The 15,181-nt window shown below is 70.2% G+C and carries 14 protein-coding genes; 9 read left to right on the top strand and 5 right to left on the bottom strand.

From position 1 onward, the window contains the following. The first annotated feature begins 54 nt into the window (after window positions 1–54). Window positions 55–744 (top strand): dienelactone hydrolase family protein, encoded by a 690-nt coding sequence (locus tag QHF84_RS01600; RefSeq protein WP_281311346.1) that lies wholly within the window; start codon window positions 55–57, stop codon window positions 742–744. On the opposite strand, the gene QHF84_RS01595 is transcribed toward QHF84_RS01600, so the two are convergent. After that, a complete protein-coding gene (locus QHF84_RS01595; protein ID WP_281311345.1) occupies window positions 739–2,022 on the bottom strand; it encodes a citrate/2-methylcitrate synthase in 1,284 nt (427 codons plus the stop codon). The genes QHF84_RS01600 and QHF84_RS01595 overlap by 6 nt on opposite strands. A 34-nt stretch (window positions 2,023–2,056) precedes the next feature. Here QHF84_RS01595 and QHF84_RS01590 point away from each other — a divergent pair, with 34 nt between their 5' ends. Next, the gene (locus QHF84_RS01590; protein ID WP_281311344.1) at window positions 2,057–3,208 is read left to right on the top strand and encodes a citrate synthase; all 1,152 of its coding nucleotides are present in this window, start codon (window positions 2,057–2,059) and stop codon (window positions 3,206–3,208) included. A gap of 132 nt (window positions 3,209–3,340) precedes the next feature. Then, entirely contained in the window at window positions 3,341–3,871 is a 531-nt protein-coding gene (locus tag QHF84_RS01585; RefSeq protein ID WP_281311343.1) for a hypothetical protein, read from the top strand. Window positions 3,872–4,199: 328 nt separating this feature from the next. Here the strand turns inward: QHF84_RS01585 and QHF84_RS01580 are convergent, their stop codons facing one another. Beyond that, the gene (locus QHF84_RS01580; protein ID WP_281311342.1) at window positions 4,200–4,733 is read right to left on the bottom strand and encodes a methylated-DNA--[protein]-cysteine S-methyltransferase; all 534 of its coding nucleotides are present in this window, start codon (window positions 4,731–4,733) and stop codon (window positions 4,200–4,202) included. 514 nt (window positions 4,734–5,247) lie between these two features. Between QHF84_RS01580 and QHF84_RS01575 the strand changes: the two genes are divergently transcribed. The 3 genes from QHF84_RS01575 to QHF84_RS01565 all read left to right on the top strand — a co-directional run bounded on the left by QHF84_RS01575 (window position 5,248) and on the right by QHF84_RS01565 (window position 7,800). Beyond that, window positions 5,248–6,297: a hypothetical protein gene (locus tag QHF84_RS01575; protein ID WP_281311341.1), complete on the top strand. Its 1,050-nt coding sequence runs from the start codon at window positions 5,248–5,250 to the stop codon at window positions 6,295–6,297. Window positions 6,298–6,412: 115 nt separating this feature from the next. Next, window positions 6,413–7,201: a Uma2 family endonuclease gene (locus tag QHF84_RS01570; protein WP_281311340.1), complete on the top strand. Its 789-nt coding sequence runs from the start codon at window positions 6,413–6,415 to the stop codon at window positions 7,199–7,201. A gap of 53 nt (window positions 7,202–7,254) precedes the next feature. Further along, the gene (locus QHF84_RS01565; RefSeq protein ID WP_281311339.1) at window positions 7,255–7,800 is read left to right on the top strand and encodes a cupin domain-containing protein; all 546 of its coding nucleotides are present in this window, start codon (window positions 7,255–7,257) and stop codon (window positions 7,798–7,800) included. Window positions 7,801–7,812: 12 nt separating this feature from the next. On the opposite strand, the gene QHF84_RS01560 is transcribed toward QHF84_RS01565, so the two are convergent. After that, on the bottom strand, window positions 7,813–8,421 hold the full coding sequence (locus QHF84_RS01560) for a DUF4377 domain-containing protein (protein ID WP_281311338.1): 609 nt from the start codon (window positions 8,419–8,421) through the stop codon (window positions 7,813–7,815). A 77-nt stretch (window positions 8,422–8,498) separates the two neighbouring features. Further along, window positions 8,499–9,266, bottom strand: a complete 768-nt coding sequence (locus QHF84_RS01555; protein WP_281311337.1) for a hypothetical protein — start codon at window positions 9,264–9,266, stop codon at window positions 8,499–8,501. A 105-nt stretch (window positions 9,267–9,371) separates the two neighbouring features. Here QHF84_RS01555 and QHF84_RS01550 point away from each other — a divergent pair, with 105 nt between their 5' ends. Both QHF84_RS01550 and hflX read left to right on the top strand, forming a co-directional pair. Beyond that, complete coding sequence (locus QHF84_RS01550; protein ID WP_281311336.1) at window positions 9,372–10,169, top strand: M90 family metallopeptidase; 798 nt, start codon at window positions 9,372–9,374, stop codon at window positions 10,167–10,169. 87 nt (window positions 10,170–10,256) lie between these two features. Next, window positions 10,257–11,639, top strand: a complete 1,383-nt coding sequence (gene hflX, locus QHF84_RS01545) for a GTPase HflX (protein WP_281311335.1) — start codon at window positions 10,257–10,259, stop codon at window positions 11,637–11,639. A 6-nt stretch (window positions 11,640–11,645) separates the two neighbouring features. Here hflX and QHF84_RS01540 read toward each other — a convergent pair whose 3' ends face one another. Beyond that, window positions 11,646–13,988, bottom strand: a complete 2,343-nt coding sequence (locus QHF84_RS01540) for an ATP-binding protein (protein WP_281311334.1) — start codon at window positions 13,986–13,988, stop codon at window positions 11,646–11,648. 215 nt (window positions 13,989–14,203) lie between these two features. Between QHF84_RS01540 and QHF84_RS01535 the strand changes: the two genes are divergently transcribed. Further along, the gene (locus QHF84_RS01535) at window positions 14,204–15,091 is read left to right on the top strand and encodes a 5'-3' exonuclease H3TH domain-containing protein (RefSeq protein WP_281311333.1); all 888 of its coding nucleotides are present in this window, start codon (window positions 14,204–14,206) and stop codon (window positions 15,089–15,091) included. The last annotated feature ends 90 nt before the right edge of the window (window positions 15,092–15,181 follow it).

Genomic DNA, 15,181 nt, shown 5'->3' with positions numbered 1-15,181 from the left:
GCGGCGACGGAGTCTCTGCCCGATGCCGGATCCTCGATAGGGAGGGATCGGACCATGGTGAACGAGCGAGCGGAGACCTCGCCGGTCTGCGTGCCGGCGGACGGCGTGATGCTGAGCGGCGATCTCGGGATGCCGGCGGGAGCGCGGGGCATCGTGCTCTTCGCCCACGGGAGCGGGTCGAGCCGGTTCAGCCAGCGCAATCGCCATGTCGCGGCGAGCTTGCGGGCGCGCAGGTTCGGGACGTTGCTCGTGGATCTCTTGACGGTCGAGGAGGAGGCCGTGGACCTCCGGACGGCCGAGATCCGGTTCGACATCGACCTGCTCGCGCGGCGGGTCGTGGGCGTCGTCGATTGGCTCGGTCGGTCGTCGTCGACGGCGGGCCTCGGGATCGGGCTCTTCGGGGCGAGCACGGGGGCGGCGGCGGCGCTCGTCGCGGCGGCGGAGCGGCCCGACGCCGTGCAGGCGGTCGTCTCGCGCGGCGGGCGGCCCGATCTCGCGGGCGGGGCGCTGCCGCGGGTCACGGCGCCGACGCTGCTCATCGTGGGCGGGGCGGATACGCTGGTGATCGATCTGAACCAGCAGGCGTTCGAGGATCTCCGGTGCGAGCGGGAGATCGTCATCGTCCCGCGGGCGACGCACCTCTTCGAGGAGCCGGGGGCGCTCGACCAGGTCGCGGATCTCGCGGGGCACTGGTTCGAGGCGCACATCGGGGCGCAGGGTCGGCCGATGGCCCGCGCCTCATGACGCGATCGAGCGCGGCCGCAGGAGCGTAGGATCTTTGCGCTGCTCGAGGGCGTGGGCGATCCAGCCGGCGAGGCGGCCGATCGCGAAGAGGGTCGTGGCCGCGCCCTGGGGCAGCCCGAGCGCGAGGCAAAGCGCGACGAGGCCGACGTCCACGGACGGCGGCGGATGGCCGGCCTCCTTCGTCGCGTCGAGCAGCGCGAAGAGGGCGGCGACGTTGACCTTTCGAGGGGCTTCTTCGCGCGCGGCCGCGAGCAAGGGGGGCGTGCGAGGATCGCCGTCGGGGTAGAACGGATGCCCGAGCTCGAGGACCGTGTCGCCGCGCCGGGCGCGGGCGGCGACGACGGCGCGTGCTTTCTCGGGGCGACCGACCTCGGCGACCACGGCCTCGATGCGGTCGCACGCGCCGCCGTGCTTCGGGCCGGAGACCGCGGCGAGCCCGGCGCTCACGCAGGCGTAGAGATCGGCCCCGGTCGAGGCGGTGACGCGGACGGCGAACGTCGAGGTCGCGAGCTCGTGATCCGCGAGCAGCACGAGCGCCTGTTCGAGGGCGGCCTCGGCGCGCTCGGATCTGCGGCCGCCGAGGGCGACGAGCAGCGCGCGCGTCATCGTGGGTTCGGCGAGCGCGGCCTTGGCGCGACGCGCGCCGGAAGGCAGGGCCGAGAGCGCGGCGAGGCGGCGAATCAAGGCGCGGGCGCGGGGCAGCTCGGCCTCCTCGGTGGCGGCGAAGCGCAGGGGATCCCGCGCGCCGAGGGCCGGAACGGCGAGGGCGAGCGTGGCGAGGGGCGGGGCGCCTTCGGGGACGAGGTCGGCGAGGCGTGCGGCGGGGAGGGCGGGCTCCTGGGGCAAGGTCCAGGTGGGGCGCTCTTCGGGGAGCGCGCCGGTCCAGAGCAGCTCGGCGACGGATTCGAAGGGCACGCCGGCGGCGGCGAGGGCTGTCGCAGCCTGTCCGCGGTAGCGCGGGCCTTCGGGGCCGATCGTGGTGATCGTGGAGGTGAGGACGGGCTCACCCCAGCGCAAGGCGGCGGCGGCGACCGGGCCGTGCCCGCGTCGCGCGTCGCTCCGGGCCTTCAGCCGTTCGAGGTCCTCGCGCACGTAGAAGCGGCTCCGCCCGCCGTCGCTGGGCACGCTGCGGACGAGCCCGCGGCTCGCGTACGCGTAGAGCGTCTCGCGCTTCACCCCGAGCAGCGCCGCGGCTTCGGCTCCGGACACGAGGTCCGATGGTTGATTGTCGAATCCAGTGGATTGATTGATCAATCCACGTTGATCAACGTTGCTCACGACATCAAGGATACCATCAACGAAGGAGGAAACGATGGACCTTGCGAAGCAGAATGGGGCGCAGCACGTGGCGACGAAGTCGAGCGGTCTCGATGGGGTCGTCGTGGCGGATACGGCATTGAGCGAGGTCGACGGCGAGCGAGGGCGGCTCATCGTGGGCGGGCACGACATCGAGGCGCTCGCAGGCCGGGTCGGCTTCGAGGATCTGTGCGCGCTGCTCTGGACGGGCGCGCTCCCGGACGCCGCGACCCGCAGCGCGATCGCAGAGGCGCTCGCCGAGGGCCGGCTGCTCGCCTTCGAGCAGATCCCGTCGCTCGGGGAGGCGCTCGTCGCAGAGGACGGAAGCTCCGCGCTCATGGCGTGCATGGCCCACCTCGGCGCGCGCGCGGCATGGCGGTCAGAGGGGAAGCCGGCATGGGTGGAGCTCGCGCGGGTCACGGGCGCAGTCGCGACGTTCGCGGCGGCCTGGGCGCGGCGCCGCGCGGGAGGCGCGCCGATCGCCCCGGACAAGTCGCTCCGGCACGCGGCAGACTTCCTGCGGATGGTGCGCGGAGCGGCCGCGCCCGAGGCCGCAGCGCGGGCGCTCGACGCCTACCTCGTGACCGTGGCCGATCACGGCATGAACGCATCGACGTTCACGGCGCGGGTCGTGGCCTCGACGGGATCGGATCTGGTCTCGGCGATCGTGGCGGCCATCGGCGCGCTCAAGGGCCCACTCCACGGCGGCGCGCCGGGGCCGGTGCTCGACATGCTGGACGCGATCGGCGAGCCCTCACGCGCCGCGGCATGGATCACGGCCGAGCTCGGAGCAGGCAGGCGCATCATGGGCATGGGGCACCGGATCTACCGTGTGCGGGATCCGCGGGCGGCCGTGCTCGAGCGAGCCATCGCCGAGCTCGAGCGTGACGGAAGCGCAGGAGCAGGCGCGCGCCTCGCGCTCGCGCGAGCAACCGAGCGCGCGGCCGAGACGCTGCTCGCCGAGCGCCACCGGGATCGGCCGCTCAAGGCCAACGTCGAGTTCTACACGGCCGTCCTGCTCGACGCCGCAGGCCTGCCGCGTGAGCTCTTCACGCCCACGTTCGCCGTGGGTCGCGCGGCCGGCTGGTGCGCCCACGTGCAGGAGCAGCGGCGGGCAGGGCGGCTCATCCGGCCAGCCTCCCGGTACGTCGGGCCCGTCCCGGCTTGAATGACGCGGCTCGCCATCGATCTGCCACTGTACATCTAGACAGCGGCCACGACCTGCGGTAGCGACCCGCCCGAGCGGATCGCGCAGGGTCCGGGCGCGCGCCCCGGACCTGCAACGCAAACGGAGACGACCATGGACGTGGCAGATCCCATTCCCCCCTCGGTCCAGGCCCTGATGGACCTGTTCGCGAGCGAGCTCTCGCATGTGAGCTTCCCCGGCGTCGATCGGGCGATCCTCGAGCAGGTGGTGACCGAGGTCCGCACCCACACCGAGGCCGTGGCCAAGGCGGAAGCAGCCCTCGAAGCGGCGCGCGCGGCGCTGCGGGACAGCGAGGAGACGCTGTCGAGCAAGACCACGAAGGCGCTCGCCTACGCCCGTGTCTACGCCGAGGATCACCCCGACATCCGGTCGAAGGTCGACTCGGTCGCACGGATCGCAGGCGCAACGTCCTCGCCGCCCGGCCCTTCCCGCGAGGCGAGCGGCGACCCGCCGAAGCGTCGCGGCCGCCCCGCAAAGGCAAAAGCAGCAAGCGCCGAGCCGGCCGCCGAGCCGACCGACGCGACGCCCGCCGCGCCTCCGGTCATGGAGCTCGGGCCCTCGACGATCAGCAGCGAAGAGACCCCCGAGCCGTCCGAGCTCAACGGCGCGGCCCACCCGGCCTGAGCCGAGACGTTCTACAGGCAGCGTAGCGCCGGGGTTTCACCCCGGACCCGAGCAGGGGCTATCCGCCCCTGCACCCGGACCAGCGCAAGCGCTGGACCCGGGGCGACAGCGCGCGATGCGCGCTGTCGACAGGGAAAACGTTCCCAGCACGTAGGACAGCGCTGCTGTCTCGATTGGCAACGTGGTTCGTGGTCTTGCCACGGGCCCGTCCGAGAAACCGCGCATCGCGCGGTTTCTCGGCCTTCGGTCCAGGCCGTGCCTGGTCCGGGGTGCAGGGGGCGGACAGCCCCCTGCTGGGGTCCGGGGCAACGCCCCGCTCCGCGCATCCCTAGCGAACGCGCGGGATGCGTGCTCCTTCGAGCGCGAGGAGCCGCGCTTTCGTCTGCACGCCGCCTGGCGCGGAAAAACCTACGGCGGCCCCGGCTGCGCCCAGGATCCGGTGGCAGGGCACGACGATCGGGATTGGGTTCTTCGCGAGCGCTTGCCCGACGGCGCGAGCGGCCGCCCGTGACTTGCCGAGGCGCGACGCGAGCTCGCCGTACGTCACGGTTTGGCCGGGCGGAATGTCCCGCGCGGCCTCGTAGACGGCCCGGTAAAACGGCGACACCCGTTCGAGATCGAGCGGCACCTTCGAAAAATCCTGCGGCGCGCCGCCGAGGTGCGCTGCGACGAGGCGCATCACGTCCTGGACCCATGCTGGCGGATCGCCGCGCACGGCGTCGGGCGCGCTCGCCGTGAGCCATGCGATCGTGTCCTCTTCTCGTTCGCTTGGCAGCGCCAGGGCGAAGAGGCCCCTCGGACTCCAGGCTGCGACCACACGACCGAGCGGCGTGTTGAACGCCTCGAACCCCAATCCGTCCATAATGGTGCTTCCTACCAAACCCTGACTGCAGCGTCCACGACGGTCTCGCGGCCAGCGCCCTGGTCACCGGTGAATGCAAGGCGTCGACCCACCGGCTCGCTGGTCCGTCCCTGTCATTGCCGTGCGCGTGCGTACGGGGGCTTCGCGGCGACCCCCTCGACGACTGCTCGTCTCCGCGCGTCCGTCGTCGCGGCATTCTTCGGTGGAAAACTTATTCTGCCCGGGCTTTTTCGAGGCTCCGTCCTGGATGGGCCGGTTCGTCGGTATGGGGCGTGCTTATGCATTCCTGTGATGGGGGGTATACCATCGGGCGTAGCGACGTCGGGTATTCCCGGAATTCCCTGATGGCGGCGGTCCGCCGAATTCGTCAGCATTCGTGGTCCATGCTGGACTCATTTCGAGAGTCTGAAGACGGCGCGCGGGGCGCCGATCGAGCTTCCAGAGGAGGGCGCAGATGACGCGATCCAGGGTTCGGCTGGGTGGAAATCGTTTGGCGTCTCCCATTGGCGCGGCCGTGGCGGTCGCTCTGGTCCTCCAGACGCAGGCGCCTTTGGCCGCGCCCTCGCATTGTGATTTCCTCGCGCACGTCGCGGAGACGCCGGGGCATCCGGATGGCATCGCGCTCCGCAAGAGCCGCGTGTACGTCGCGGGCCCGGCCCTGGGCGTCGACGCGGGCGGTGTTCCCTCCGAGATCGCGGTGTTCCACGAGAAGAATGGCGCGCAGCTCGACACGATCCTCGTCCAGGGGGAGGACCTCGCCGCGCCCCACGCGCTGACGGGCCTCACCGTCGACGGTAATGGGCGCCTCTTTGCCGTGAGCTCGCAGCTCGGCGTCCTCAAGTTCTCGGAGAAGAAGCACGGGACGTGGCACCAATCGGTGTATGCCGGGCCCTTCCCCGACGTCCCTCTTTGTGATCCGGTCAATCCCGTGGCTCTTTGCTCCCCCACCTCCCTCGAATTGCCGCCGATGCCGAGCGATATCGCGCTCTCGAAGGACGGCTCCGCTTATGTGACCGACGCTGCCCAGGCCACGATTTATCGAATCCCGCCGGGCGGCGGCGCGCCCCAGATCTGGCTCCAGAGCGCGAAGCTCGCCGGCTTCTTCGACCTCCAGGGCGCGCGGGGGATCGTCGCCAGCGCCGACGGCAAGAGCCTCTACGTGACCGTCGCATTCTCCGCCGACGCGCCGTGGGAGGGCCGCATTTACAAGATCCGGCGGGTCCCCGTCCCGGCCGAGGACGACATCACGCTCGTGCACGTCTTTCCGAATTTCGAGGCGCCCTCGGGCATGGGCCTCGGCGAGGACGGGGCGCTCTTCGTGGCGCTCTCCATCACGAACGAGATCGCGGTCGTGAAGCCCACGGGCGGCGAGCTCGGCCGATTCTCCGCGGCCACGAACGACGAGATTCCCCTCGACGGCCCGGCGCACGTCGCATTCGACGGCAAGGGCGGGCTTTACGTCACGAACCAGGCGGTCGCCAGCGGGTTGCTCGACCATTTTGCCGTGGTCGAGGTCGACGTGAAGGATCGGGGCACCAAGATCCCCCCGCCGAAGCTGCCCTGACGGCAAGACAAACCCTCCGCGGAAAAACGTTTTTCTTGGTCCATTGGCCCACACGTGGTAGGGGCGTGTCGTGCCCCTTCCCCTGGGTCTGCGACCGTGCTAACCTCTCCTCATCATGGGCAGCGCGGCCTGGCGACTCGGGGCGGAGGATCCGGACGACCCCACGTTTTATCCCGCGTTCGACGACATGGGTGAAAGCGCTCTCCAGCGCCTCATGACCGAGCTTCTTCGCCCCTTGCTCGCGCGGTTCCTCGCCGAACGAGGCATCCAGGCCTTCGTGGGCGCCGACCAGTTCATCTATTGGATCAAGGGCAACCCGAAGGCCGTGGTGGCGCCCGACGTGTACGTGATGCCGGGTCTCCCGTCCGACGTGGCCCCTCGGTGCTGGAAGGTCTGGCAGACGGGCGTCGCGCCGAGCTTCGCGCTCGAGATCATGTCCGAGGAAGACGAGTCCAAGGACGTCTCGCAGTCCCCGCAGCGGCACGACGAGCTCGGCACCGGGGAGCTCGTCGTGTTCGACCCCTACGTCGACGTTCGCTCGGGCCGCACGCGCTTCCGCGTCCACCGGCGCGACGAGCGCGGCAAGCTCGTGATGGTCGAGGCGACGAACGCGGATCGGGTTCGGAGCGAGGTCCTCGGCTGCGTGCTGCGCGCGGTCGGCGGGGGTGATGCCATGCGGCTTCGCGTGGCCGTGGACGCCGAGGGCGAGGTGTTGTTCCCGACGGAGGCCGAGGTTGCGCAGGGGGCCGCGCGCAAGGCGCAGGAAGCGGAGCACGAGGCGCAGGAGGCACGTGCGGCGGAGATCGCGGCGCGGGAGACGCTCGAGGCGGAGCGCGTGGCCCGGCGGAACCTGGAGCTCGAGCTCGCCCGGATGCGCGCGGAGCTCGAACGGCTGCGGCGCTGACGTCTGCCGCTCGCTCGACCCGGGCCGCGACCTTTTGATACGCTCGGCGCGTCATGCGCGCACCGCTTCCCCCCACGACCCCGAGAGCCCTGCTCGCCGCGACGTCCCTGTTCGTCCTGTCCGCCTGCGCTCCCACGCAGCAGCGCTGCGCGGACGCGGCCACCGCTGCGCCGCCGGGAACGGCCGCCGCCGCGCCCGCGCCTCTCGCCGCGCCCGCGCACGCGGGCAAAGGGGAGTTTTTCCTGGGCAATGCCCGCGAGATCGTCGAGAAAAACCCGATCGGGCCGGACGAGAAGACCAAGCTCGTTCCGCTCTTCGAGAACGCCGATCACACGATCAACGTGATTCAGACCCGGGGGACCGTACCGGTGCATTATCACGCCGATCACGACGAGCTCGTCGTGATCCTGGAGGGCACGGGGACGTTCACCGTCGAGGGGCAGACGCGTGTGGTGAAGGCGGGCGACGTGCAGGTCATTCCCCGCGGCGCCGTGCATTCCTACGTGCACGAAGGGCCGGGCGTGACCGTGGTCGTTTCCACGTTCTCGCCCAAGTTCGATCCGAAGGATCGAATCATGGTCGACCCGAAAAAACCGTGACGGGCGCCTGCGTCATTTCGGCATGACTTCGAGCAGCACGAGCGGCAATCCCACCGGATCGGAATAGCCGAACGTCACGTCGGCCTGCTTCTTGTCGATTTCGACCTGGGCCGCCGCGTCGCACGCGGCCTGGGTGCCGCAGGTGAAGGGCACCTGGTCCCGTAGCTTGCCCCCGCCGCTCGCGTCGAACGTCAAATCGGACCCGTAGCCGAGCTCATCGGCGCTCCCGTCGACGTGCACGACGAACGTCGTCGACGCCGGCACCACCTCGTCCGACACGATACGGACGAGCACGAGCTCGATGCTGGAGCCGTCCGCCGGGGGATTCGGAATCGTCTTTTCCTCGATCTCGATCGTGTACCTGTGGCCCCATTCGGGAGCGAATCCCGTGATGTCGCCGTAATGGAACTGAAAATCGGCCTGTCCCTCCTCCCGCGTGAGCAAACACAGAAATCGTCCTTCACCGACACACGTATCCCGGTAATGCTCGATTTCGAGGATCTTGGTGCTCGGGGGATTGCTGCTGCCGTCGCTGCCACCGCTGCCGCCGCTGCCGCCGCTGTCGCTTCCGCTGCAGGCGACGAGGGTGAGGGGAACGAGGAAGGAAAGAAGCGAACGCATGGAAACCTCCACGTCCGGCATACACCATCCTCGCGGGGAGGGGTATGCCGGACCAGAATCGGCCCTGGGCTCGGGTCTCAGGCGCTCGGCGGGGGAACGGATTCGTGCTGGCTCGAGAGGTCGGCCCGCGCCACGCGGTCGAGCGAAAGCGCGACCGCGGCCTGCGCCATGGCGCGCTCCTCGGGCCGCAGCATCGTCGCCCGCGCGGCGAGCCACGGCTTCACGTGGCGGCGTAGGACGTCGGGCAGGACCAAGCGTTGCTGCCGGATGTGCGCTTCGGCATCCGTGCTCGCGCTCGCGTAGCTGTAGCCGTGAAGCTCGCCGTCGTGCTCGCCCTCCGGCGCCGCCGAAGGCACGAGGGCGAAGCTCGTCGCGAGCCGCAGCACGGTGACGGTCGCGCTGTATCGTTTCGGCTTCGGAAGGTCTGTCTCGACGTACGTGTTTTGCGTGCACGTCGCCACGAAGAGACGCTCGCCGCGCCGCGCCCGCTCGGCGAGCGCGCGCCAGGGCGCGAGTTGCCAGTCGGCCGGGGGCAAATCCCCGTGCGTGCCGTCGATCGCGAGCACGCCCGAGGGATCACGGCCCGCGATGAGCTCGCGTCGCACGGCCTGACAGCCCGCGGAGAAACCCGCGAGGATGACGTCCCCGACGGGAACGCCCGTGGCGGCCGCGACGCGCGCCACCGTCTGCGGCAATGGCTCGCCCGTGGCATCGTCGTAGGCCGCGATGCTCGGCTCGGGCCCCAGCGCGGCGCGCAGATCGGCGTCGACGTGCGCGCCCACCAGATAAAGAACGAGGAGCGGACGCTGCTCTCCCTCTCCACGCTGCACGAGGCGATAAGCCATTGGATGTTCTCCGCGCTGGCCGGCGAGCGCCGGACGTTTCGATCCTCCAGCATAGCATCGATATCGCCGGATGCTCTATTTCGGGTTCTTCCCGATCCGGGAATCATGGCATGCTCGCCTTCGATGCTCGGCTTCTTCAAGGAACGAAGGCGTAGCGCCGTCCGGGGCCGCCCCTTTCCGCCCGCGTGGGAGGCCATCCTCGCGGAGAACGTGCCTTACTTCGGCAAGCTCTCACCCGAAGATCAGGACGAGCTCCGCGGCCTCGTGCAGATCTTCCTCGACGAGAAGCGCTTCGAAGGCTGCAGCGGGCTCGATGTCGACGACGAGATCCGCGTCACGATCGCAGCCCAGGCCTGCACCCTGCTCCTCAACCGCGAAAACGACGTGTACCCGGATCTCGAGGTCGTCCTCGTGTACCCGAGCACGTACGTCGACAAGCGTCCGCGCACGCTCGAAGGCGGGATCGTCGTCGAGGACGGAGAGACGAGGCTCGGCGAGTCGTGGGGGAGGGGTATGGTCGTGCTGGCATGGGACGCGGTCTTGCGCGGCGCAGCCGACGTCCGCGACGGTCACAACGTGGTGCTGCACGAGTTCGCGCATCAGCTCGACACCGAGGACGGCGCGGCGGACGGCGCGCCCGTGCTCGCGCGGCGCGCGGCGTACGGGCCGTGGGCGCGGGTGCTCGGCGCGGCGTACGAGGGGCTCTTGCGGGACGTCGCGTCGGGGGACCGCACGGTCATCGACACGTACGGAGCGAAGAACCCGGCCGAGTTCTTCGCCGTCGTGACGGAGGTTTTTTTCGAGCGGCCGCGCGCCCTCCGCGCCAAGCATCCCGCGCTCTACGAGCAGATGCGCGCCTTCTACCAGCAAGATCCCGCCGAGCTCGGCCATTCTTTGCGTTGAAACGTTTGCAGCAAAGCTACGCGCGCCTGCCCTCGCCGTGCTAGGAGGGCGCAAAAGCTCGCTCCCTCGATCGAAATCGCATCCTCTATGTCCAAGAACGCAACCGATCGCCCCGCCGCCGTCCTCGTCGCGGTTCAGCTCGCAACCGTCGCCGACATCGACCACGAGGCCGACATGGCCGAGCTCGGGCGGCTCGTGAACACGCTCGGCTACGACGTCGTCGCCACGGTGTCGCAGCGCCGCTCGAACGTCTCGAAGGGCGCGGTGCTCGGGGAAGGGAAGCTCCGCGTGCTCGCCGAGATCACGGGCGGGCCGGGCCCCGCCGGCATGCGCTTCAAGAAGCCCGGGCAAAAGCGCGACGACGAGGAAGACGAGTACGAGGAAGCGCCGGAGAGCGGCGAAGGCGAGGACGACGCGGACGAGGGGGACGCGGGCGTCGCTCCCGCGTCGAAGAAGCCGACGCTCGTCGTCGTCGATCACGACCTCACGCCGAGCCAGCTCCGCAACCTGGAGAAGTGCACGGGCGCCGAGGTGCTCGATCGGAGCGGCGTGATCATCGAGATCTTCCACCGCCACGCGCGGAGCCGCGAGGCGCGGCTCGAGGTGGAGATCGCGCGGCTCAACTACGTGGCGCCGCGGATGCGCGAGTCGAGCGGCGGCGGCGATCGGCAACGCGGCCGCGGCGCGGGCGAGAGCCAGCTCGAGCTCGATCGGCGCAAGATCCGTGATCGCATCGCCGAGCTGCGCAAGGAGATCGAGGGCATCCAGCGCGAGCAGGCCACGCGCCGCGCGCTGCGCCAGAACGCCCGCCGCGTCGCGCTCGTGGGCTACACGAACGCGGGCAAGTCGTCGCTCATGCGCGCGCTCACGGGCAGCGACGTGTACGTGATGGACAAGCTCTTCGCGACGCTCGACACGACGGTGCGCGCGCTGCACCCCGAGGTCAAACCCCGGATCCTCGTGTCGGACACGGTCGGCTTCATCAAGAAGCTGCCGCACGACCTCGTGGCCTCGTTCCGATCGACGCTCGACGAGGCGCTCGAAGCCTCGCTCCTGCTCTACGTGGCCGACGCCTCGGACCCCACGTTCCGCAGCCAGCTCGAGGTGACGCGCTCGACGCTCGGGGAGATCGGCGCGGAAGGCGTGCCCTACAAGCTCGTGCTGAACAAGGTCGATCGAGTCGCAGAGGAGGATCGGACGATCCTCCTGCGCGAGTTCCCCGAGGCGATCCTGATGTCGGCGAAGGCCCCGGAGGACATCACGCGCCTGCGGCAGATCCTCATCGATTTCTTCGACGCGCTCATGGTGCCGGGTGAGCTCGTCGTGCCGTACACGAAGCAGGCCCTCGTGAGCGAGGTCTACGAGCACGCGAAGGTCCTGTCCGAGACGTACGATGAAGCCGGGGCGCACCTCGTGCTCCGCGCCGAGCCCGCGGCGCTCGCGCGGCTCCAGAGCCTCGTTCAGAAGTAGGCCTCGTCAGGCGCCGCTCGTTTCGCGGGAGGCGCCTCTGCGGCGGAGGGCGCCGACGGCGGCGACGAGCTCCATCGGCTCGATCGGCTTCTCGATGTGCGCCTGGTAGCCCGAGGCGAGCGCGCGGCGTCGGTCCTCGGTGCGCACGAACGCGGTGAGCGCGACGGCGGGCAAGCGCGAAGGATCGAGCCTTCGGGCGCTCCGGAGCTCGCGGATCAACGCGAACCCGTCCATGCCCGGCATGCCGAGGTCGCTCACGAGCACGTCGATGGATCGCGCCTCGACGAGCCCGAGCGCTTCTTCCGCGCTCGCCGCCGCGACGACCTCGGCGCCGTGTTCTTCGAGGATGCGTTGCACGACGTCGCGCGTGTCGGGCTCGTCGTCGACCACGAGCACACGCGCGCCCGAGAGATCGTGCCCGTTCGCGAGGGAGATCCGTGCGCCTTCGGTGCTTCGGGGCTGCGCGTGCGGCGTGTTCGAGAGAGCCTCGTCCGGGACGGGCGCGACGGGCAGCTCCACCACGAAGCGCGCTCCTTTGCCCGGCCCTTCGCTCTCGGCGCGCACGCGCCCGCCGTGTAGCTCCGCGAGGTGCCGGACGATGGCGAGCCCGAGGCCGAGGCCCCCGTGCATGCGCGCCGCCGAGGCGTCGGCCTGGCGGAAACGCTCGAAGACGTGCGGCAAAAACTCCGGGGTGATCCCTTGCCCCGTGTCCTTCACCGCGATCTCCACGCGTGTGTCGTGGCTCGTGCACGAGACCTCGACGACCCCGCCGCGCGAGGTGAACTTGATCGCGTTCGACAGGAGGTTCCACGCGATCTGCTGGATGCGCGCGGGATCGCCGAGGATCGCCTTTCCGCGCGCGCCTTCGCGACGCGACAGCTCGATGCCCTTCGCGTCCGCCGCGTGGCGCACCGATTCGAGCGCGGCGTCGATCACGGCCTCGACGTCCACGGACGACACGTCGAGCTTGAGCTTGCCGCTCACGATGCGGCCCACGTCGAGCAGATCCGAGATGAGCTGCGTGAGCAGGCGCGCGTTGCGGTCGATCACTTCGAGGCCCCGCGGGACCGTCGCGGGCGCAAGGCCGGGCTTCTGCAGCATGTGGGACCAGCCCGCGATGGCCGTGAGCGGCGTGCGGAGCTCGTGCGAGACCGTCGCCAAGAACTCGTCCTTGAGCCGGCTCGCGCGCTGGGCTTCTTCGCGGGCCGCGCGCTCGCTCGCGAGCAGCGCCTCACGCTCTTCCATCGCGCAGAGCTCACGCGTCACGTCGCGCATCGTCACGACGCCGAGCTCCACCTTTCCTTCCGCGTCGCGCACGGCCCGGCCTGCGTAACGGGCGACGAGCACCTCGCCCGTCGGGCGGCGCATGCGCAGGTCGAGATCGTTGAACACCTCGCCTCGGATCGCCCTCGAGATGGGCCACTCTTCGAGGGGCAGCTCGCGCCCGTCGAGCGTCGAGAGCACGAGCGTGCCGGCGAAGTCGCGCAGGTGCATGCCGACGATCGTGGACAGGGGCTCCCCATTCTCACGGACCCCGCTGCCGGAGGTGTTTCGCGCGGAAGGGTTCAGGGAGACGAAGTTGCCCTCCGCGTCGCTCACGATGACCGCCTCGGCCATGCTCCCGAGGATCGCTTCGAGCTTCGACAGGCTCTGTTCGGCGCGCGCGCGGGCCTCGCGGACCGCGAGCTCCATCCGATCGGCGCGCTTGCGCTCGGTGATGTCCACGATCAGGGCGCCGACCGAGGCGACGGCGCCGTCCGGCCCGAACACGGGAAACAGATGGAGGCGCCAATCGCGCGGCTCCTCGGGGCGATCCTTGCCCGCGGCCGTGACCTCGAAGCCCGCGAGGCCCTCGCCGGTCTCGAAGACCTTGCGGAGGAGAGGCTCCACCAGCGGGACGAACTCCGGGACGACCTCGTGGATCGTGCGGCCGTGATGTTCGTTCGTGGACAAACCATTCATACGCGCGAGCGCCGCGTTGACGAGGAGGTAACGGTGCGCGCGGTCGAAGAACGCGAAGGCGAAGGGCACGTGGGCGAGGAGCGACTCGATCTCGGCCGTGCGCGCGCCGCCGATCAGCTCGAGCGCGCGCGACCGCTCCTCGACGCGGCGTTCGAGCTCGGCGTTCCGATCTTCCGCGCGGGCGAGGGCGCGCCGGAACGTCTCGTGGATCGCCAGGACGAACACGGCGACCACGACGAGCTCGACGAGCAGCACGCGGCCTCCGAGGTGCTCTTCGAAGCCGAGCCGGAGGACGAGAAGGAGGGCCACGAGCACGAAGCCCACGCCAAGCCCGGCGAGCCTTCGTCCGTGGCTCCGGACCGGCTGCCGTGCCTCGATCGAACCCATTCGTCCACGCCCCCGCCGGAGCATCTACGCACGAGCCCGAGGGCCAGGGAAAGGCCGATGCGCAGGCGAGGGGGATCAAAGTGGCGCTGCGGAATGCACGTATCCGAGATTCAGGGCGCGCCTGACGGACGCAACGCCGCGACCTTTCCAGGCCACGTTCGGCGCCGTAGGATACGCGCCGTTCGTCCTCCACCCCCCGCATTCCCATTTCCGACATGCGAACAGCCGATCCCGCCCGCCCGCGCCTCCACCTCGTGGACGCGACCTACGAGCTCTTCCGCGCCTACTTCGCGCAGCCGTCCCGCAAAGCGCCCGACGGCCGCGAGGTCGGCGCCGTCCGCGGCCTGCTCTCGACGCTCATGGTCCTCACGCGGGAGGCGACGCATATCGCCTGCGCCACGGATCACGTCGTCCGGTCGTTCCGCAACGACCTTTACGCCGGATACAAGACGGGCGACGGCCTGGCCGAGGAGCTCACCTCGCAGTTCCTCCTGGCCGAGGACGCCATGCGCGCGCTCGGGCTCGTCGTCTGGCCGATGGTCGAATTCGAGGCCGACGACGCGATCGCCGCAGGCGCGGCCCGTTTCTCGGAGGAGGCGGGGCAGGTCCTGATTGCCTCGGTCGACAAGGATCTCGCGCAGTGCGTCGACGGCACCCGCGTCGTGATGCTGGACCGGAAAAACGACAACGCCGTCCTCGACGAGGACGGGGTCACCCGGAAATTCGGGGTCAAACCCGCCTCCATCCCGGATTTCTTGGCCCTCGTGGGCGATTCGGCGGATGGATATCCCGGATTGCCAGGCTGGGGCGAGAAGTCGGCCGCCGCGGTGCTCTCCGCGTTCGGCACGATCGAGCGCATCCCGCGTGAGGCCTCGGCGTGGGGCATCAAGGTGCGGGGCGCGGACAAGCTCGCCCAGACCCTCGCCGCCCAGACCGACGAGGCGCGCCTCTTCAAGCAGCTCGCCACGCTCCGGACCGACGTCCCTCTGATCGAGAGCTTCGAGGACCTCGCGTACCGGGGGGCGAGGCCGGAGCTCCGGGCGTTCTGCGAGTCGCTCGGGATGCCCGATCTCGTCAAGCGCGTGACACGCTGGTGCTCCTGAGCGCGCGGGCGAGGCGCGAAGCGGCGGTGACGGTTCGTCGGACACGTGGGGTGCGTGACCCAGACCGTTCGATTTTTGCGGCCCGTCCCG

It is taken from the genome of Polyangium sp. y55x31 (genome assembly GCF_029946505.1).
GTDB lineage: Bacteria > Myxococcota_A > Polyangia > Polyangiales > Polyangiaceae > Polyangium.
The sequence above is the reverse complement of the archived record's forward strand: the minus strand, read 5'-3'. Positions and strand labels throughout refer to the sequence as shown.

Excerpts from the sequence above, each read along its gene's own strand:
- QHF84_RS01600 (WP_281311346.1), top strand. The coding sequence starts at position 55 with ATGGTGAACGAGCGAGCGGAGACCTCGCCGGTCTGCGTGCCGGCGGAC.
- QHF84_RS01590 (WP_281311344.1), top strand. The coding sequence starts at position 2,057 with ATGGACCTTGCGAAGCAGAATGGGGCGCAGCACGTGGCGACGAAGTCG.
- QHF84_RS01585 (WP_281311343.1), top strand. The coding sequence starts at position 3,341 with ATGGACGTGGCAGATCCCATTCCCCCCTCGGTCCAGGCCCTGATGGAC.
- QHF84_RS01580 (WP_281311342.1), bottom strand. The coding sequence starts at position 4,733 with ATGGACGGATTGGGGTTCGAGGCGTTCAACACGCCGCTCGGTCGTGTG.
- QHF84_RS01570 (WP_281311340.1), top strand. The coding sequence starts at position 6,413 with ATGGGCAGCGCGGCCTGGCGACTCGGGGCGGAGGATCCGGACGACCCC.
- QHF84_RS01565 (WP_281311339.1), top strand. The coding sequence starts at position 7,255 with ATGCGCGCACCGCTTCCCCCCACGACCCCGAGAGCCCTGCTCGCCGCG.
- QHF84_RS01560 (WP_281311338.1), bottom strand. The coding sequence starts at position 8,421 with ATGCGTTCGCTTCTTTCCTTCCTCGTTCCCCTCACCCTCGTCGCCTGC.
- QHF84_RS01555 (WP_281311337.1), bottom strand. The coding sequence starts at position 9,266 with ATGGCTTATCGCCTCGTGCAGCGTGGAGAGGGAGAGCAGCGTCCGCTC.
- QHF84_RS01550 (WP_281311336.1), top strand. The coding sequence starts at position 9,372 with ATGGCATGCTCGCCTTCGATGCTCGGCTTCTTCAAGGAACGAAGGCGT.
- hflX (WP_281311335.1), top strand. The coding sequence starts at position 10,257 with ATGTCCAAGAACGCAACCGATCGCCCCGCCGCCGTCCTCGTCGCGGTT.
- QHF84_RS01540 (WP_281311334.1), bottom strand. The coding sequence starts at position 13,988 with ATGGGTTCGATCGAGGCACGGCAGCCGGTCCGGAGCCACGGACGAAGG.
- QHF84_RS01535 (WP_281311333.1), top strand. The coding sequence starts at position 14,204 with ATGCGAACAGCCGATCCCGCCCGCCCGCGCCTCCACCTCGTGGACGCG.